Origin of the sequence: Pseudomonas sp. 6D_7.1_Bac1 (assembly GCF_025465945.1) — a bacterium.
In the GTDB taxonomy this organism is placed as follows: domain Bacteria; phylum Pseudomonadota; class Gammaproteobacteria; order Pseudomonadales; family Pseudomonadaceae; genus Aquipseudomonas.
This window is the reverse complement of record NZ_JANLNW010000034.1, coordinates 63,384-80,605: the sequence shown is the minus strand read 5'-3', so window position 1 is coordinate 80,605 and position 17,222 is coordinate 63,384. Positions and strand designations below refer to the sequence as shown.

13 protein-coding genes are annotated in these 17,222 nt (G+C 58.8%); 8 read left to right on the top strand and 5 right to left on the bottom strand.

Going from position 1 to position 17,222, the window contains the following annotated elements; all coding sequences use genetic code 11:
- Position 1: 1 nt before the first annotated feature.
- On the top strand, positions 2-919 hold the full coding sequence (gene metR, locus NTD87_RS08890) for a transcriptional regulator MetR (protein ID WP_262113327.1): 918 nt from the start codon (positions 2-4) through the stop codon (positions 917-919).
- Between the two features lie 159 nt (positions 920-1,078).
- On the opposite strand, the gene NTD87_RS08885 is transcribed toward metR, so the two are convergent.
- The 4 genes from NTD87_RS08885 to NTD87_RS08870 form a co-directional block, all read right to left on the bottom strand.
- Positions 1,079-1,576 carry a GNAT family N-acetyltransferase gene (locus NTD87_RS08885; protein ID WP_262113325.1) on the bottom strand — a complete coding sequence of 166 codons (498 nt, stop codon included), beginning with the start codon at positions 1,574-1,576 and terminating at the stop codon, positions 1,079-1,081.
- Between the two features lie 5 nt (positions 1,577-1,581).
- The gene (locus NTD87_RS08880; RefSeq protein ID WP_262113324.1) at positions 1,582-2,220 is read right to left on the bottom strand and encodes a LysE family translocator; all 639 of its coding nucleotides are present in this window, start codon (positions 2,218-2,220) and stop codon (positions 1,582-1,584) included.
- Between the two features lie 13 nt (positions 2,221-2,233).
- Entirely contained in the window at positions 2,234-2,680 is a 447-nt protein-coding gene (locus tag NTD87_RS08875) for an NUDIX hydrolase (RefSeq protein WP_262113323.1), read from the bottom strand.
- 91 nt (positions 2,681-2,771) lie between these two features.
- On the bottom strand, positions 2,772-4,106 hold the full coding sequence (locus NTD87_RS08870) for an HD domain-containing phosphohydrolase (RefSeq protein ID WP_262113322.1): 1,335 nt from the start codon (positions 4,104-4,106) through the stop codon (positions 2,772-2,774).
- A 264-nt stretch (positions 4,107-4,370) separates the two neighbouring features.
- On the opposite strand from NTD87_RS08870, the gene NTD87_RS08865 reads away from it, so the two are divergent.
- The 7 genes from NTD87_RS08865 to NTD87_RS08835 all read left to right on the top strand — a co-directional run bounded on the left by NTD87_RS08865 (position 4,371) and on the right by NTD87_RS08835 (position 15,527).
- The gene (locus NTD87_RS08865; RefSeq protein ID WP_262113321.1) at positions 4,371-6,677 is read left to right on the top strand and encodes an EAL domain-containing protein; all 2,307 of its coding nucleotides are present in this window, start codon (positions 4,371-4,373) and stop codon (positions 6,675-6,677) included.
- Complete coding sequence (locus tag NTD87_RS08860) at positions 6,674-8,548, top strand: putative bifunctional diguanylate cyclase/phosphodiesterase (RefSeq protein ID WP_262113319.1); 1,875 nt, start codon at positions 6,674-6,676, stop codon at positions 8,546-8,548. The genes NTD87_RS08865 and NTD87_RS08860 overlap by 4 nt, the downstream gene beginning before the upstream one ends.
- Positions 8,549-8,592: 44 nt before the next feature.
- Positions 8,593-9,552: a cytochrome-c peroxidase gene (locus NTD87_RS08855; RefSeq protein WP_262113317.1), complete on the top strand. Its 960-nt coding sequence runs from the start codon at positions 8,593-8,595 to the stop codon at positions 9,550-9,552.
- Entirely contained in the window at positions 9,549-11,360 is a 1,812-nt protein-coding gene (locus NTD87_RS08850) for a DAHL domain-containing protein (protein WP_262113316.1), read from the top strand. Before NTD87_RS08855 ends, NTD87_RS08850 begins: the two co-directional genes overlap by 4 nt.
- The gene (locus NTD87_RS08845) at positions 11,357-12,763 is read left to right on the top strand and encodes an ATP-binding protein (RefSeq protein WP_262113315.1); all 1,407 of its coding nucleotides are present in this window, start codon (positions 11,357-11,359) and stop codon (positions 12,761-12,763) included. Before NTD87_RS08850 ends, NTD87_RS08845 begins: the two co-directional genes overlap by 4 nt.
- 141 nt (positions 12,764-12,904) lie before the next feature.
- Entirely contained in the window at positions 12,905-13,705 is an 801-nt protein-coding gene (locus NTD87_RS08840; protein ID WP_262113314.1) for a helix-turn-helix transcriptional regulator, read from the top strand.
- 211 nt (positions 13,706-13,916) lie between these two features.
- Positions 13,917-15,527, top strand: a complete 1,611-nt coding sequence (locus NTD87_RS08835; RefSeq protein WP_262113313.1) for an FMN-binding glutamate synthase family protein — start codon at positions 13,917-13,919, stop codon at positions 15,525-15,527.
- Here NTD87_RS08835 and NTD87_RS08830 read toward each other — a convergent pair.
- Complete coding sequence (locus NTD87_RS08830) at positions 15,474-17,153, bottom strand: glycosyltransferase family 39 protein (RefSeq protein WP_262113312.1); 1,680 nt, start codon at positions 17,151-17,153, stop codon at positions 15,474-15,476. The two genes, NTD87_RS08835 and NTD87_RS08830, sit on opposite strands and share 54 nt — an antisense overlap.
- Between the last annotated feature and the right edge of the window lie 69 nt (positions 17,154-17,222).

The window sequence follows — 17,222 nt, the reverse complement described above, 5'->3', positions numbered from 1 at the left end:
GGTGCTCGAAATCCGTCACCTGAAGACCCTGCACGCCTTGCGCGAAGCCGACAGCCTGGTCGAAGCCGCCGAACGTCTGCACCTGACCCAGTCCGCCCTGTCCCACCAGTTCAAAGAGCTGGAAGAGCGCATGGGCATGCCGCTGTTCGTGCGCAAAACCAAGCCGGTGCGTTTCACCAGTGCGGGCTTGCGCCTGCTGCAACTGGCCGACGCCACCCTGCCGCTGCTGCGCGGTGCCGAACGTGACATCGCACGCCTGGCCGGTGGCACCGCCGGGCGGCTGCACATGGCAATCGAATGCCACAGCTGCTTTCAGTGGCTGATGCCGACCATCGACCAGTTCCGCGATGCCTGGCCGGAAGTCGAGCTCGACCTGGCCTCGGGGTTCTCTTTCGCCCCGCTGCCGGCCCTGGCCCGTGGCGACCTGGACCTGGTGGTGACGTCCGACCCATTGGAACTGGCCGGCATCACCTACGTGCCGTTGTTCACCTACGAAGCGATGCTCGCGGTGGCCAACCAGCATCGGCTGGCTGGCAAGCCGTACATCGTGCCGGAAGACCTGCTCAGCGAAACCCTGATCACCTACCCGGTGGAGCGCGATCGGCTGGACATCTTCACCCGTTTCCTGGAACCGGCCGACATCGAACCGGCGCAGGTCCGTACCTCGGAGCTGACGGTGATGATGATGCAACTGGTGGCCAGCGGCCGTGGCGTCTGCGGCATGCCGCATTGGGCGCTGCACGAATACAGCTCACGGGGCTATGTGAAGGCCAAGCGGCTCGGTGAGAAAGGTTTGTTTGCCACGCTGTACGCCGGCATCCGCGCCGACATGCTCGACGCGCCGTACATGCGCGACTTCCTGCTGACAGCCAAGGACACGTCGTTCTCGACGCTGGATGGGGTCAGCGCGGTGCGCTGAAATCTGGTCGGTTACAAATGGATCGGGCAACGCCAATCAAATGTGGGAGCAGCCGGTCGACGCTCGACTGCTCGCGATGGCGGCGGCACATCCAGCATTGATGTGACTGACACACCGCTATCGCGAGCAGGCTCGCTCCCACAGGTAATCGCATTGCTTTCAGATCTCGCGCCACATGTGAATCTTGTCGAAGTAGTCTTCGCCCACCCGCACCGCCAACGGTTCGAGCCCGAATTGCACGAAACCACAGCGCTGATACAACGCCAACGCGGCGTCATTGCCGGCAGTGACGGTCAGTTGAATCAGCTTCAACCCCGGCCGTCCCCGCGCCTGCTCGAACAGCGCCTGAACCAGTTGATAGCCCAGCCCGCGCTGTCTGACCTTGTCTGACACGTACATACCAAACAGCGTGGACTTGTGTCGGACTTTTTCCCGCGCCTCGAAGGCCAGGCCGACAATGCCCACCAGTTCGTCCTCCTCAAACGCACCGAGCAGCAGGTCCTGCGGGCTGGTCAATCGTGCCTCCCACCAGCGCAGAGGCAGGACCGCGCGCTCGCGGACACTGGAGGTGAACGCCTGCGGATGGCGGTCATAGGCTTCAAGCATCAGTGCCCGGTAAGCGAGCGCATGGCTGGCATCGAGTCGCTGGATCGCCATGTCCTTCAGACCATACGCCGAGGTTCAGCCATCAGGCGCACCGCCAGGCCAGTCAGCACGAAGCCCATGAAATAACGCTGAACCGCCAGCCAGGTCGGGTTGTTGACGAACCACGAGGCAATCCCGGCAGCAAACAGTGCGATCAGCAGGTTGACGGTAAAACTCACGCTGATCTGAGTCAGGCCCAGCGCGATACTTTGGGTGAACACCGAGCCGTGTTCCGGGCTGATGAACTGCGGAAACACCGAGAGGTAGAACACCGCGATTTTCGGGTTCAGCGCGCTGGTGAGAAAGCCCATCAGCATCAGCTTGCGAGAAGAATCCGGCGGTAGTTGCTGAGCTTCAAAGGGCGAGCGCGCGCCCGGTTTGACTGCCTGCCAGGCCATCCACAGCAAGTACAAGGCACCGGCCCACTTGAGCGCTTCGTAAGCCATCGGCACCGCCATGAACACTGCGGTCAAACCCGCCGCCGCGGCAAACAGATGCACGAAAAACCCCGAGACCACCCCGAGCAACGAAGTCACGCCCGCCTTGCGTCCCTGGCAGATCGAACGGGAGATCAGATAGATCATGTTCGGTCCCGGTGTCAGCACCAACAGCAGCGAGGCAGCAGCAAAAATCAACAGATCGTGGGTGGGAATCATGACGCAGTCCTTGTCATTGAATGGTCAGGCCGGGGGGCTTTAGAGAGGCTAGATAAAACGGCAGGATCAGGTCCCGTGTCAATGGCGCCAACATCACATCGGTCACGTTGTGCGGATCAACCCACAGAAGCTCCTCGATCTCTGCCGCCGGGGTGGCGTGTTGCTGGATATCCAGCTGGAAAATCTCGGCCTCGACCACAAAGCCCGGCTCATTGGCGGCTGGCGCAGAAAACGTGCCCAGGTAGCTCGCTTGAGTGGTGTCGATGATCAAACCCAATTCTTCTTCCAGCTCGCGGGCCAGCGCATCGACCGGTTGCTCGCAGGCCTCAATCTTGCCACCCGGTTGCATGAAGGCCTGGGTGCCGCGTTTGCGCACCAACAGGGTTCGGCCGTCCGGGCCGATCAACAGGGCCGCGGCGATGCGGATAATGCACGGCGAAACAGCGGATAAAAGCGTCATGGATCAACGATGGCCTTGGGCAAAAGCGCCAAGGATCACATGCGCGCAGGTGTTGCGTCACGCCAAAAAGTGCGCAGCTGTCACCCAGTACCTACGCTGAAATCGCCGTTTCCGGCTCCTCGGGCATAGAGACAAATACACTGTACTTGGCGCCCTCCATCGCTTCGAAGGCAATGAGTTTTTCCACCAGCGGGCCGTTGAGCACCTTGCCGGCATTGAGCAACAGCATGCCGTTGTCGGCATTGAGGTTGCGCGCCAGTACCATGCCGGCTACCAGATCGCGGGTAGTCAGCACCTTGACTGTCGGATCACCGAGCGTGACATCACTCAAGTAAATGGCACAGACCTGAACGAAATCCTCCACCAGTTCCGGGTCGTAGAAACGCCCGGTGTATTTGCGGATGAACACCAACGCCTCATCACTGTTCATCTGTCGCTCAAGGATCAGCCCGCGCTGCAATTCAACGAAGTCCACGGCCAGTTTCAGCAGCCGCGAACCCAAGGGGATAGCCTCCCCCTTGAGGCGGTCGGGAAACCCGGTGCCGTCCCAGCGCTCCTGATGGTGCAGGATCAGACGTGCGGCATCCTTCATCGGTTCAAGAGTCATCAACAGCGATTCGCTCTGTTTCGGATAACCGCGAAACAGCTCCCGCTCGGGGTGGTGCAGCAGATCCGAAGGGGCTGTCATCATGCTGTCGGTCCAGCTCAGCTTGCCAATGTTGTAAAGCGCCGCAGCCATGGTCAGGTCTCGGCTGCTGGCCTCGTCCAGCCCATGAGTCCGGCAGTAGATGCGCACCAGATCGATGATTTGCCGGTTGGTTTGCTTGGCGACTGGCAGACGCAAGTTGGCCAACAACGAAAACACTTCGGTGCCGGTGACATAGCTGTGCTTGAGCTCTTCGTAGGCCAGGTCGAGCATGTCGGCGGTCTGCTGCAGCTCGGAGGTGCGCGCCACGACACGTTTTTCCAGGGTCGCGTTGAGCAGCTTCAACTGCTCGTTCTGATCCCACGTCAGTTGCACCAGGCGCAGCCGCTCGCGCTCGGAGTGTTGGTACGCCAGGGATTGGCGTAACGTCAGCAGCATTTCCTCGTCGCTCCAGGGCTTGCTGATGTAACGATGGATCTGCCCCTCATTGATCGCCTTGACGATCATCGACAGGTCGGCATACCCGGTCAGCAGGATGCGCACCGTGTCGGGATAGTGCTCGTGAATGTGCGCCAACAGGGTCGCACCGTCCATGTTGGGCATGCGTGCGTCAGTCATCACCAGATCAATGACGTGCTGCCCCATGATTTCCAGCGCCTGGGCACCACTGGTGGCCAGCAGCACATCATAAGGTTGGCCGCGCAATAGCCGACGCAGGCTATTGAGGATTGATTCCTCGTCATCGACCAGCAGCACTTTGGGCTTAAACAGCTCATCCATGGCATTACCTCATCTGAAACAGATCAATCGTCTCAAAAACACCCAAGGGGATATCCCCCTACTCCGTGGGCCTGAACTACAGGCTAGACGTTTTTTCAGCACAGTTCGCAACAGATTTGCCACGCAACGGGCAGCGAACTCAACAGTGGCGGACTATGCTCTGGGAACCTGGATCCATTATTTGCACCCGTAACAGTCTGTGATCAGGAAAGGATGCCACATGAACACAACGCAGCGTTGGGTCATTTGCCGCGGTGCATTGCAATGACGGCGCCGTTTGCGAGAAACAACCGACGGATCCTGATCGTCGATGACACGGCCTCTATTCATCAGGATTTTGCCAAGATCCTCAGCCCCCTCGCGCTCGAAGACGATGCCTTGAGCAGCGCCGAAGAAGCCCTGTTCGGCACGCCAGTGGTGGCTTCAGAGCTGGGCTTCGTGCTCGACAACGCCTTTCAGGGCCTGGAAGCCTTGCGCAAGGTCGAAACCGCCCTGGCCAAGGACCTTCCCTATGCGATGGCTTTTATCGACATGCGCATGCCGCCCGGCTGGGACGGGCTGGAAACCATCGAACGGCTCTGGCAGGTCGACCCAAAGCTGCAAGTCGCGCTGTGTACCGCATATTCCGACTACTCCTGGGACGATATCGCCGAGCGACTGGAGCTGGGCGATCGCCTGCTGATCCTGAAAAAACCCTTCGATGCCATCGAAATCCGTCAGATGGCCAGCGCCCTGACCGTCAAATGGCAAATGACCGAAAACGCCGCACTGAAGATGAACCTGCTGGAACAGGCCGTCGAAGAACGAACCCGAGAGCTGTCCGACGCCAACATCATCGTGCAGAACAGCCCGACCATTTTGTACCGGCTGCGCGGCGAGCCATCGTTCCCCTTGATGTACATCTCCCACAACATCACCAAGTTCGGTCACGTCGCAGCGCAATTGGTGGCCTCGACAAACTGGGCCCAGGAGCTGATTCATCCCGAGGACCAGGGGAAAGTCGACAACGCCATGGCCCGGGTCCTCGACCGCCACGCTGTCGGGGCGTCCATCGAGTTTCGTCTGCGCACCGGCACAGGTGACTGGCGCTGGGTCGAAAACCGCTACGTGCCGGTGCGTGACGTCGACGGACGCTTGCTGGAAATCGAAGGCATCATCATCGACATCAATGAACGCAAACTGGCCGAAGAGAAGATCTCCCTGCTGGCACGCACCGACGGGCTGACCGGGCTGGCCAACCGCGTGACGCTGCTGGAGCGTCTGCACCAGGCGTTCGCTGCCGCGCGCCGGGGTGCGGCGACATTCGCCGTGTTCTACCTGGACCTGGATCATTTCAAACGCATCAACGACACCCTTGGCCATCCCATCGGGGATTTGCTGTTGCAAGAGGTCGCCCGACGCATCAAGGCCTGTGTCCGCGAAAACGACATGGTGGCGCGCCTGGGCGGGGACGAGTTTGCAATCGTTCAGTTCGACACCAGCGACCCGACACAGTCGGCGGCCCTCGCGGGCAAGGTCCGCGATGAGCTGGTGCTGCCCTACACACTCGATGGCAACAATGTGCGGGTCTCGGTCAGCATCGGCATCAGCACTTACAGCAGTAGCAGCACCAGTGCCGAGAGTCTGTTGGCTCAGGCTGACATGGCGCTGTACCGCTCCAAGGAAAAGGGCCGCAACCAGTACCACTTCCACTCCGAGGAGATCAATCAGGAAGTCCTCGACCGGGTGTCAATCGCCAACGACTTGAAACAAGCCATCGAGCGGGATCAGCTCGAACTGCACTACTTACCCGAAGTCGATCTGAGCACAGGGAAAATCCTCGGCATGGAGGCCCAGGTTCGCTGGAATCATCCAGAACGAGGATGGCTGGAGCCTGATATGTTTCTTCCCGCGGCGGAAAAAACCGGTGTCATCATCACGCTTGGGCACTGGTTGCTGGATCGGGCCTGCCGGCAAATGCGTCAGTGGCGCGATGACGGCATGGCGCCACCCGTGATTGCGATCAAGCTCTCGCTGGCCCAGCTCAAAAGCGGCCCGGACCTGATCTACGATGTGCTGCGCACCACAGCCCTGTGGAACCTCTGCCCCTGGGACCTGCGCTTCGACGTCACCGAAGCAACGCTGGCGCAAACCAAATGGACCCACAACGATGTGCTGCCACGCCTGCGTGAGTTGGGCGTGAAAATAGCCATCGATGACTTTGGCACCGAATACTCCTCGTTCGATTACCTCAAGACCTATCGGGTCAACCACCTCAAACTCGCCCAGGCCTTCATTGACACCGCGACCCGCGACCCCGCCAGCGCCATCACCCTTCGCGCGATCATCAATTTCGCCCGTGAAGTGGGGATCGGCATCATTGCCGAGGGCGTCGAGACCCAGGAACAGCGCAGCTCGCTGATCTCCACCGGCTCGCCAATGAACGCTCAGGGCTACTACTTCAGCAAAGCCGTCAGCAGCCAACAGGCAGCGGCGCTCCTGATGGCCGGCAGCATCGTGCCACCGACCTTCCCCGGGGCCACAAACCCGCGGTTCGAAGACTCGACCATTCCACCGGAGGACAGAGGATGAAACCATCATTCGCCCTCACCAACCGGCGCATCCTGATCATCGACGACATGCCTTCGATTCATCGGGACTTTCGCAAGATCCTCAGCCCTGACGCGCAAGACGATCAGACACTGGCCAGTGCCGAACAGGCGTTGTTCGGCAGCGAACGTACGGTGGTGCGCCCGACCTTCGAAGTCGACTCCGCCTACCAGGGCGAAGAAGCGCTGGAGCTGGTCAAGCGCGCCCAGTCCGAAGGCCGCCCCTATGCCCTGGCGTTCACCGATATGCGGATGCCGCCGGGTTGGGACGGCCTGGAAACCATCGAACGACTCTGGGAGGCCGACCCGCACCTGCAAATCGCCTTGTGCACTGCCTTCTCTGACTACTCCTGGGAAGCGATGGCCGAACGTCTGGAGTTCGGCGACCAGTTGCTGGTGCTGAAAAAGCCTTTTGACAGCCTGGAAATCCGCCAGATGGCCAGTGCCCTGACCTGGAAATGGCAAATGGCCCAGGACGCCTCGACGAAAATGCTCAACCTGGAACACACCATCGAAGACCGCGTTCACGAGTTGCTTAAAGTTTCCCATCTGTTGCAGTACGACGTACTCACCGAGCTGCCCAACAGCACCCTGCTGGGAGACCGGCTGACCCAGTCCCTGGCCCTTTCAAGGCGACATGACAAACAGCTGGCGGTGATGTTTCTGGGGCTGGACCGGTTCAAGCGCATCAACAACGCATTGGGCTATCCGATCGGTGATGAAATGCTCAAACGGGTCGCGCAACGACTCGTGGCCACGGTGCGTGAATCCGACTCGGTGTTTCGCTACGGCTCTGATGAGTTTGTGGTGATCCTCAGCGACATCCGTCATCCCCAGCAAACCAAAGGCATTGCCGAAAAGTTGTTGACCGCCATCAGCACCCCGCAACATATCGCCGGCCAGGATCTGAGCGTGACCGCCAGTCTGGGCATCAGCCTCTACCCCGACGATGGTTTCGACGCCGTGGCGCTGATCAAAAAAGCCGAGACAGCAATGCACAACGTCAAGGAGAACGGGCGCAACGCTTTCAGCTTTTTCATCGACGAAATGAATCAGCGCGCGCGCGAACAGCAAAGCATCGAATCGGGCATCCGTCTGGCACTGGAGCGCGACGAGTTCGTCTTGCACTATCAGCCAAAACTCGATCTGCGCACCGGCAAAGTGGTCGGCGCCGAGGCCTTGATCCGTTGGTTAAAACCTGGCCAGGGCTGGGTCTATCCAGCGGATTTCATCGGGGTTGCCGAGGACAGCGGGTTGATCGTGCCCTTAAGCAAATGGGTCTTGACCCAGGCCTGTCGACAAGCCCGTGCCTGGCAGTTGGCCGGGTTCGCACCTATACACATGTCGGTGAACATTTCTGCCATCGACTTTCGTCAGCGCGACTTTGTCGACGGCATTGTGCAGATTCTGAAACAGACCGATTTCGATCCGAGGCTGCTGGAACTCGAAATCACCGAAAGCGTGTTGATGCAGAACGTCGAGGACACTGTGACGGCTTTGCATACCATCAAGGCGTTGGGCATACGCCTGGCCATCGATGACTTCGGCACTGGCTACTCAAGCCTGAGCTACCTGCGACGGTTCCCCGTCGATGTACTGAAAATCGACCAGTCGTTCATTCGCGGGCTGAACAATGAAAACAACGACGCCGCGCTGGTCAGCGCTATCATCAGCCTCGGTAAGAGCCTCAACCTCACGATCATCGCTGAAGGCGTGGAGACCCTTGAGCAACTGAACTTTCTCAAGGCTCATCAGTGTGAGGAGGGTCAGGGTTTTTTCTTCAGTAAAGCCGTGCTCCCCGAAGAATTCGCGCAGTTGCTGACCCACAGCCAGCAGACACCACCGCACACGTAGACCGACGACCCAATGGTGCAGGGACTCAGCCAAGGAATCATCCGATGTCGCCTTATGGACCCACGCTGCTCACCGCACTGATGCTCGGATTCTGCCTGACGGCAAGCGCCGAGCCTCTGGACGAACCCCTCAAACCGCTGCCGCTGGCGCCTGTGCAAGACCCTCAACGTGTCGAGTTGGGTCGCCAGTTGTTCAACGAAACCCGGTTGTCGGTCAACAACAGCCTGTCCTGTGCCAGCTGCCATCACCTGGAAAAAGGCGGAGCCGATGACAGGGCATTTTCCATCGGTTTCAACGGCCAGCCGCTGGGCATCAATACCCCCAGCGTGTTGAATGCCAGCCTGAACTTCAGGCAATTCTGGAATGGGCGGGCCGAAACCCTCGAGGCCCAGATTCACGACATGGTGCAAAGTCCCGTTGAAATGGGCAACAACTGGGAGCACGTGGTGCAAACGCTGTCCACTGACCCGGCCTACCACTCAGCGTTCGGCAATGCTTATCCCGACGGGGTCACGGCCGCCAATGTGCAAAACGCACTGGCCACCTACGAGCGCACATTGCTCAGCGCCAATTCGCGTTTCGACCAGTACCTGCAGGGCAATACCGACATTCTCAGCCTCGATGAAAAGTACGGCTACCAGCGCTTCAAGGATTACGGCTGCATTGCCTGCCACCAAGGCGTGAACATTGGCGGCAACATGTTCCAGAAGTTCGGGGTCATGGACGACTACTTTCAGGCCCGGGGCAATCCGACCGAATCGGACCTTGGGCGTTATCTGGTGACCAAGGACGAAGAGGACCGCAACGTGTTCAAGGTTCCCAGCCTGCGCAACGTCGCCGTTACCGCGCCGTACTTTCACGACGGCTCGGCGAAGACCCTCGAAGACGCCGTCGATGTGATGTTCAAGTATCAACTGGGGCGTGTCCCCTCCGCAGAAGACAAGGCACTGATCATCCAATTCCTCAGAACCCTGACCGGTGAATGGGGAGGCAAACCGTTATGAAAGTGTCCCGTCGACTCAGCCTGCTGCTGCTCAGCGGCATAACCCTGTTGCTCGCGTCCACGCTAGTGTTCCTGTACATCAAGGCCAGCACCGACGAGGCCTCAAGCTATCCCGAATCTCGAGACCTGATCGGCCGGATGAAGCAACTCAACGCGCAATGGGAGACCGAGATTCTCAAGGCCAGGATCGCCATCAGCCACGACTACGATCCGCTGGTCTCGCCCCTGACCGAGATGACTCGCCTGTGGCAACAATTCGAGGCTATCGAACCCAGCCACGACCGCAGCGACTCGGCCATCTGGCAAGCCAGCTATGACGCCTACCTCGACGCACTCAAGGAAAAGACCCGGCTGGTGGAGAAGTTCAAGTCCCACAACGCAGTACTGCGCAACTCCCTGGCATTCCTGCCGACGGCCGAAGACTCTATCCAGAACCAGATCGCCCGCCTCCCGGGCGACGATAAGCTGCAACTGCAGAACATCGCCACTGACACTTACGACCTGCTGCTCAGCAGCCTCGAGTTCACCCAGGTCACCTCCGACGACAAGGCCGCCGATATCCTGGTGGGACAGAACAAACTGGCGATAAACAAACTGCGATTGCCCAGCGAGCTTCATGCGCAGATCGACATTCTCAACAAACACATCGCGCTGATCCTGCGTGAACAACCGGTGGTCAACAGTCTGCTGGAGCAGATCGAAGCCGTACCCGTGGCTGCACGCCTGGACGACATCACCAACCTGTTCAATAAAGATGAACAACGAAGCGATGCGATCGACCAGCGTTATCACTTCTACTTGCTGGCATTTTCGACACTACTGGTCCTGTTGATGCTCTATCTTGCCGTTCGGCTGCTGCGCAGCTTCGCGGTGATCAACCGGGTCAACAGGGCCCTGCAAGCCGCCAATGAAAGCCTGGAACGTCGGGTCGAAGAGCGCACCCGTGAACTCAAGGACACCCAAAGCGAGCTGCTCGACACCGCACGCCAGGCCGGGATGGCCGAGATCGCCACCAACGTGCTGCACAACGTCGGCAATGTGCTCAACAGCGTGAATATCTCCGCCGACCTGGTCACCCGCAAACTGCGCACCAGCAAGGCGCTGGGTCTGGGCAAGGCGATGCAGTTGATCAACGAACACCCGAGCGACCTCGGCCACTTCATCACCGAAGACGAAAAAGGCAAATTGCTGCCCGCTTACCTGAATCAACTGGTAGAGGCCATTGCCGTTGAGCAACAGGCCATCACCGACGAACTGGCGCAGTTAAGCAAAAGCGTCGACCACATCAAGGACATCGTTGCCACTCAACAGTCCTACGCCGGCGCCAACAGCCTGATGGAACCCCTGCAGGTCAGCGAACTGCTCGAAGACGCCCTGCGCATGAACTCGGGCGCCCTGACCCGCCACCATGTAACGGTGGTCAAGGACTACGCCGAGGTGCCCAAAGTGATGGGCGATAAACACCGGCTGTTGCTGATTCTGATCAACCTGATCAGCAATGCCAAATACGCCATGTCCGAGCTCAGTGATCGCCCCCGGGAAATGACCCTGGGGGTCAAGGTGGTCGACGACGCCACGCTGCAGGTCAGCGTCAAGGACGAAGGCGAAGGCATCTCTGCCGAGAACATGACCCGGATCTTTGCCCACGGCTTCACCACCCGCAAGGAAGGTCACGGTTTTGGTCTGCACAGCTGTGCATTGGCCGCCATCGAGATGAATGGTCACCTGACGGCCCACAGTGACGGTCCGGGCAAAGGTGCACTGTTCACCTTGAAAATCCCGTTGAAAATCGCCGAAGGTGAAACATGAGCGAGCCATCGAACCGACGCATTCTGCTGATCGACGACACACCGTCGATCCATGACGACTTTCGCAAGATCCTCACGCCCGTACTGCCGCAACATGGCGAACTGGACGAGATGGAATCCGCGCTGTTCGGTACCGAAGTCAAAGCGATGAGCCATAGCTTCGAACTGGATTCGGCCTATGGCGGCCAGGAAGGCTTGGGCAAACTGGTCCAGGCCCGACAGGACAATCACCCCTATGCACTGGCGTTCGTCGACATGCGCATGCCCCAGGGCTGGGACGGCGCCGAAACCATCGAGCATTTATGGCAAGCAGATCCGCGCCTGCAGGTGGTGGTCTGTACCGCGTATACCGATTACTCCTGGGATGAACTGCTCAATCGCTTGCAGGCCCACGACCGGTTGCTGATCCTGAAAAAACCCTTCGACAACATCGAAGTCCAGCAGATGGCCAATACGCTCACCAGCAAATGGGACATGACCGAGCGCGCCAGCGTGAAACTGGATCAACTGGGGCACCTGGTGGAACGGCGGACTCAACAGTTCCAGCAAGCGAGCGTCGAACTGCAACAGGAAATCGACGAGCGCAAGCAACTCGAAAGCCAGTTGGTACAGTCAGAAAAACTCGCCTCTCTGGGGCAACTGGCGGCCGGTGTCGCCCATGAGATCAACAACCCCATCGGGTTCATTTCTTCAAACCTCGGCGCACTGGATGGCTACTTCAAGCAATTGCAGGACATGCTCGATGCCTATCAGGGGGCCGAAGAAGCCATTGGCTCCGTTGAGCTGCTCGATCGACTCAAAGCGCTGCGCAAACACGTGGAACTGGACTTTCTGCGTGAAGACATTCCGCTGCTGATCAAGGAGTCCAAGGATGGCATCAACCGGGTCGGGCAAATCGTCAGGGACCTGAAGGACTTCTCCCGTGTGGACGCCAGCCAGGAGTGGCAGTGGGTCAATTTGCAAGTGGGCATTGACTCGACGCTGAACATTGTCGCCAACGAACTCAAGTACAAGGCCGACGTAGTCAAGGAGTACCAGGCGCTTCCCGAAGTCGAGTGCCTGCCCTCGCAGATCAATCAGGTGATCATGAACCTGATCGTCAACGCCGCCCAGGCCATGGGCCCCGAACGCGGGACCATTACCCTGAGGAATGGGGTTGTCGGGGAAAAAGTCTGGGTCGAAATTGCAGACACCGGCTCAGGCATCGCGCCCGAAAGCCTGCAGAAGATTTTTGATCCCTTCTTCACCACCAAACCCGTGGGCCAAGGGACAGGGTTAGGCCTGTCATTGTCTTACGGCATCATGAAAAAGCACCGCGGGGACATTACGGTGCGCAGCGAAGTCGGGGTGGGCAGCACGTTCCGGATCGAGCTGCCGATCCGACAGTCAACACCCACCGTCTGAACGTCGCGACCGGTTAAGTTGCCGCGCAATCCGTAGCAGCTGCCGAAGGCTGCTACGGGTTTAGGGTGCGCCTTGCTCCTACAGGAAACCGGTTTGCCTGTATGCTCAGCAACGACTGGCCAGGCCCGACAGAGACAAACAATGACGCACTCGCTGGAAGACATCGCCTGGCACCGCTCGGTCGGGCAGTTGATTGACGCGTTGGACAAACCCAACTTCTGGACGCAACTGCTGCGCCTGCTGAATCAGTACGTGACCTTCGACAGCTGGGTCGCGCTGCTTTTCAACGGTGATCAACGCCCGCAGGTGTTCGCCGAAAGCCCGAGCGAGGGTGGCAGCCCTGACCCATTGTTTCAGGACTACCTCAAGGGGTTGTTCCTGCTGGACCCCTTCTACATTGCCTGCCGCGAGCAATTGCGCACCGGCCTCTACCGCCTGTCCGAAGTGGCGCCGGAGCACTTCGAGCTGACCGAGTATTACCAGCGCTACTTTCGTCTGAATGTGGTGGCCGACGAAATCCAGTTCAATTGCCAGCTTGAGGGCGACCGCACACTGTGTCTTTCGCTGGGCAGCAAACAGCGTTTCAGCAGCGAACAGATAGCCCTGCTCTCGCTGATCCAGTCGTGGGTCTTGAGTTTGCTGCGTCAGCGCCTGACCTTTGAGAGCAATGAAACACTGGCGCCTGCGCAACCGGCCCGACACAGTGACTGGCGCATTCGCCTCGAAGCCTCGGTGAAACAGCTCAAGGGCGCACAACTGACAGCCCGAGAGCTGGATGTCGGACGGTGGATGCTCAGTGGTTGCTCCAGCAAGGAAATCGCTCGTAAGCTGGAAATCTCTGCCGAAACCGTGAAAGTCCATAAGAAACACATTTACAGCAAGCTGGGGATCAAATCCCAGTCCGAACTGTTCTCGATATTTCTCCAGGCACAAAATGCCTGATAAAAAATCGATGTATTGAGTGAACACCGTTGTGGCGAGGGAGCTTGCTCCCGCTCGGCTGCGCAGCAGTCGCAAACCGGTTGACGGGTTTTACCTGACTGAACGCGGTGCCATTTTTTTGGGACCGCTTCGCGGTCCAGCGGGAGCAAGCTCCCTCGCCACACTGAAGTACATCGTGCATAACCAATGAGTCCGAACCCAAGGAAACCGTATGAGCCTGTCACTCCTGAGCCGCTACGCCTTCTTTGCCGTCTGTGTGATGTTCACCCTCGCCAGTCTGCCGTTTCTTGAATACGACTGGCTCTGGCCAATCTCAATCGTCACCGGCCTGCTGAGCCTGCTGGGGATTTTCGACCTGCTGCAAAGCCCCCACGCGGTACGCCGCAACTACCCGATCCTGGGCAATATCCGTTATCTGGTGGAAGGCATTCGCCCGGAAATCCGCCAGTACCTGCTCGAATCCGACAGTGACGCCCTGCCCTTCTCCCGGGCCCAGCGTTCATTGGTCTATTCGCGGGCCAAGAACGAAAGCGCCGACAAACCCTTCGGCACGCTGATCGACGTGTACCAGTCGGGTTTCGAGTTCATCGGCCACTCCATGCGCCCGGCGCCCGTGAGTGACCCGAGCGGTTTTCGGGTCATTGTCGGCGGCCCGCAATGCACAAAACCGTACTCAGCCTCTGTGTTCAACATCTCGGCCATGAGTTTTGGCTCGCTGAGCGCCAACGCGATCCGCGCCCTCAACCAGGGCGCCAAACTCGGCAACTTCGCCCACGACACCGGCGAAGGCAGCATCAGCCCCTATCACCGCGAAAACGGTGGCGACCTGACCTGGGAACTGGGCAGCGGCTACTTCGGCTGCCGCACCGCCGACGGTCGTTTCGACCCGGAACGCTTCGCCACCCAGGCCCAGGACCCGCAAGTGCGGATGATCGAAATCAAAATGAGCCAGGGCGCCAAACCCGGCCACGGCGGCATCCTGCCCAAACACAAGGTGACCCAGGAAATCGCCGACACTCGCGGCGTTCCGATGGGTCAGGACTGCGTATCGCCGTCACGCCACAGCGCGTTTTCCACACCGATCGAAATGATGCATTTCATCAAGCAATTGCGTGAACTGTCCGGTGGTAAGCCCGTGGGCTTCAAGTTCTGCCTCGGCCACCCCTGGGAGTTCATGGGCATTGCCAAGGCCATGCTGGAAACCGGCATCCTGCCGGACTTCATCGTGGTCGATGGCAAGGAAGGCGGCACCGGCGCAGCACCCGTTGAGTTCACCGACCATATCGGCGTGCCGATGCGCGAAGGCCTGCTGTTCGTGCACAACACCCTGGTGGGCCTGAACCTGCGGGACAAGATCAAACTCGGCGCCAGCGGCAAGATCGTCAGTGCCTTCGACATCGCCAGCGTGCTGGCGATTGGCGCCGACTGGGCCAACTCGGCCCGTGGCTTCATGTTCGCCATCGGCTGCATCCAGTCGCAAAGCTGCCACACCAACAAGTGCCCGACCGGCGTCGCCACCCAGGACACCCTGCGCCAACGCGCACTGGTGGTGCCGGACAAGGCCCAACGTGTCTTCAACTTCCACCGCAGCACCCTCAAGGCCCTGGCCGAAATGCTTGCCGCCGCTGGCCTCGAACACCCGTCGCAGTTGTCCGCCAAACATCTGGTACGACGCATGTCGGCCACCGAGATCAAACTGTTTTCCCAACTGCATGTGTTCCTCAAACCCGGCGAGTTGCTGGGCGGGGAAGTGAATGGCGAGTTCTACTCACGGATGTGGCAGATGGCTCGGGCTGACAGTTTTGAGGCCAATGCCGTGTAACGCATACTCGTGACCCTCCGGTGGCTGGGTAGAACAGCCGCCGGTGGTACGCTGCGCGGAGGCGCTGGTCACATAGAGTCGAAGCTCCATGTCCCCCGCGCCTTGCGCGAACACGCACTGCCAATTGCCGGGAAAGTGGTTTTCATCATCCACCAGGCGAGTCGATGTCACCCACCACACTCGCTTGATGTCTGGCGATACGCTGACAAGGTTGTCGAGAAATACTTTATCTCGGTCCTGGTAAATCAACGTGGATGCGCCATAGCCGTTGGGTCGGTTAGCCGTGCTGTTATCCCAGGGTGCCTGATACAGCCGTGGTTGAATGTCGGAGCGATTATAGTAAGCAACGCTGTAATACCAGTACGCGCCATCCACAATGATGTTATCCCCGACGATAGCGTTCTCATTGATACGGGACACAATATTGTCAAGCGGGTACAGGGATTCATTGCGCGGATCATCCAGATCATCTTGTTGTTTATAGATAGTATTCAGCCCCATGAGTTGAACGCCGACAATCAACAGGACAGACGCCCACGCCAGGGCGAGCGTGCGACGTGCAATCCGGCTGACGGCCAACGCCGCAATCATCGGCAAGCCAAGTGCCGCAAAGGCCACGTACCGTTCAACAAACATGGCAAAACCGAACGACACCATAAATACAATCAACACCGGCAAAAGCACATAGATAACCAGCAATAGCTCAAGTTTTAATCTGCTTCGTTCCTTGAGCCCGACCCACACCACCGATGCCAGCACCAGCACCGGAAGCATGAGATAAACCGGGCGTGCAAACTCCAGTCCGTTCTGCACCGTTAAAAATTTCCAGACCGCTGAAGGCAACGTATAAATCGTTAATTCAGGTATCCAGAAAATATCCCCTCCCGTCTTTAGCTTCTCTGTATTTAAAAACAGCTCATCGCCCAGGCTGATCAACCAGGGGATATAAAGAATAACAATGGCCACATTGGCGACCCACCATATCGGCCGCGAAAGGTAATGCAGCGTTTCATCTCGCTGAAGGCGCAAGACAACGAGGTATAACCAGTGAGACAGCAAACATAAAACGGCCAGGTAATGTGTATATAAAGCGGCCGTCATGAGCACGACATAGCTCGCCAGGTATCGGTTGCGAGCGCTTTTGATCCAATAGACCAAGGCAATAGTTGCCCCCAGCAGCCACACGCCCTCCAGCGTGTACATTCGAGCTTCCTGGCTGTAGCGAACAGAGATCGGCAGCAAGGCCAGAAACAGCCCGGCCAACAAGGCCGCCCTCGGTGTGGTGATCAATCGCATCAACCAGACACCCAACATGACGGTCGCGACACCCGCGAGCGCGCTCAGGGCCCGAATCGCAAACACACCCTCACCAAAGACAGACATCCAGACATGGAGCAATAAAAAATAGAGCGGCGGATGAACGTCATGCCCCAGGTGAAACCAGATACGCTCCGGCGACTGAACCCCCACCAACGCCGAGAAGGCTTCATCGGTCCAGAAATAAGGCAGGCTGATGTCGTGAAACCGGACAATGAGCGCGAGCATCATCACAAGCACCCACCCAGCGCTGTCCAGCGATGAACGCTGGGACACAAACCCCGTATTGTCACGACGCTGAAAGCTCATATTTCTCCCCGAAAACTTAACTGGGATAGAAAAAGATACCTGACCACGCGCTGCGCTCCTTCGTCGCGG

Coding starts and splice junctions, on each gene's coding strand:
- NTD87_RS08840 (WP_262113314.1), top strand. CDS start 12,905: ATGACGCACTCGCTGGAAGACATCGCCTGGCACCGCTCGGTCGGGCAG.
- NTD87_RS08850 (WP_262113316.1), top strand. CDS start 9,549: ATGAAAGTGTCCCGTCGACTCAGCCTGCTGCTGCTCAGCGGCATAACC.
- NTD87_RS08880 (WP_262113324.1), bottom strand. CDS start 2,220: ATGATTCCCACCCACGATCTGTTGATTTTTGCTGCTGCCTCGCTGCTG.
- NTD87_RS08870 (WP_262113322.1), bottom strand. CDS start 4,106: ATGGATGAGCTGTTTAAGCCCAAAGTGCTGCTGGTCGATGACGAGGAA.
- NTD87_RS08855 (WP_262113317.1), top strand. CDS start 8,593: ATGTCGCCTTATGGACCCACGCTGCTCACCGCACTGATGCTCGGATTC.
- NTD87_RS08860 (WP_262113319.1), top strand. CDS start 6,674: ATGAAACCATCATTCGCCCTCACCAACCGGCGCATCCTGATCATCGAC.
- NTD87_RS08865 (WP_262113321.1), top strand. CDS start 4,371: ATGACGGCGCCGTTTGCGAGAAACAACCGACGGATCCTGATCGTCGAT.
- NTD87_RS08845 (WP_262113315.1), top strand. CDS start 11,357: ATGAGCGAGCCATCGAACCGACGCATTCTGCTGATCGACGACACACCG.
- NTD87_RS08835 (WP_262113313.1), top strand. CDS start 13,917: ATGAGCCTGTCACTCCTGAGCCGCTACGCCTTCTTTGCCGTCTGTGTG.
- NTD87_RS08885 (WP_262113325.1), bottom strand. CDS start 1,576: ATGGCGATCCAGCGACTCGATGCCAGCCATGCGCTCGCTTACCGGGCA.
- NTD87_RS08830 (WP_262113312.1), bottom strand. CDS start 17,153: ATGAGCTTTCAGCGTCGTGACAATACGGGGTTTGTGTCCCAGCGTTCA.
- NTD87_RS08875 (WP_262113323.1), bottom strand. CDS start 2,680: ATGACGCTTTTATCCGCTGTTTCGCCGTGCATTATCCGCATCGCCGCG.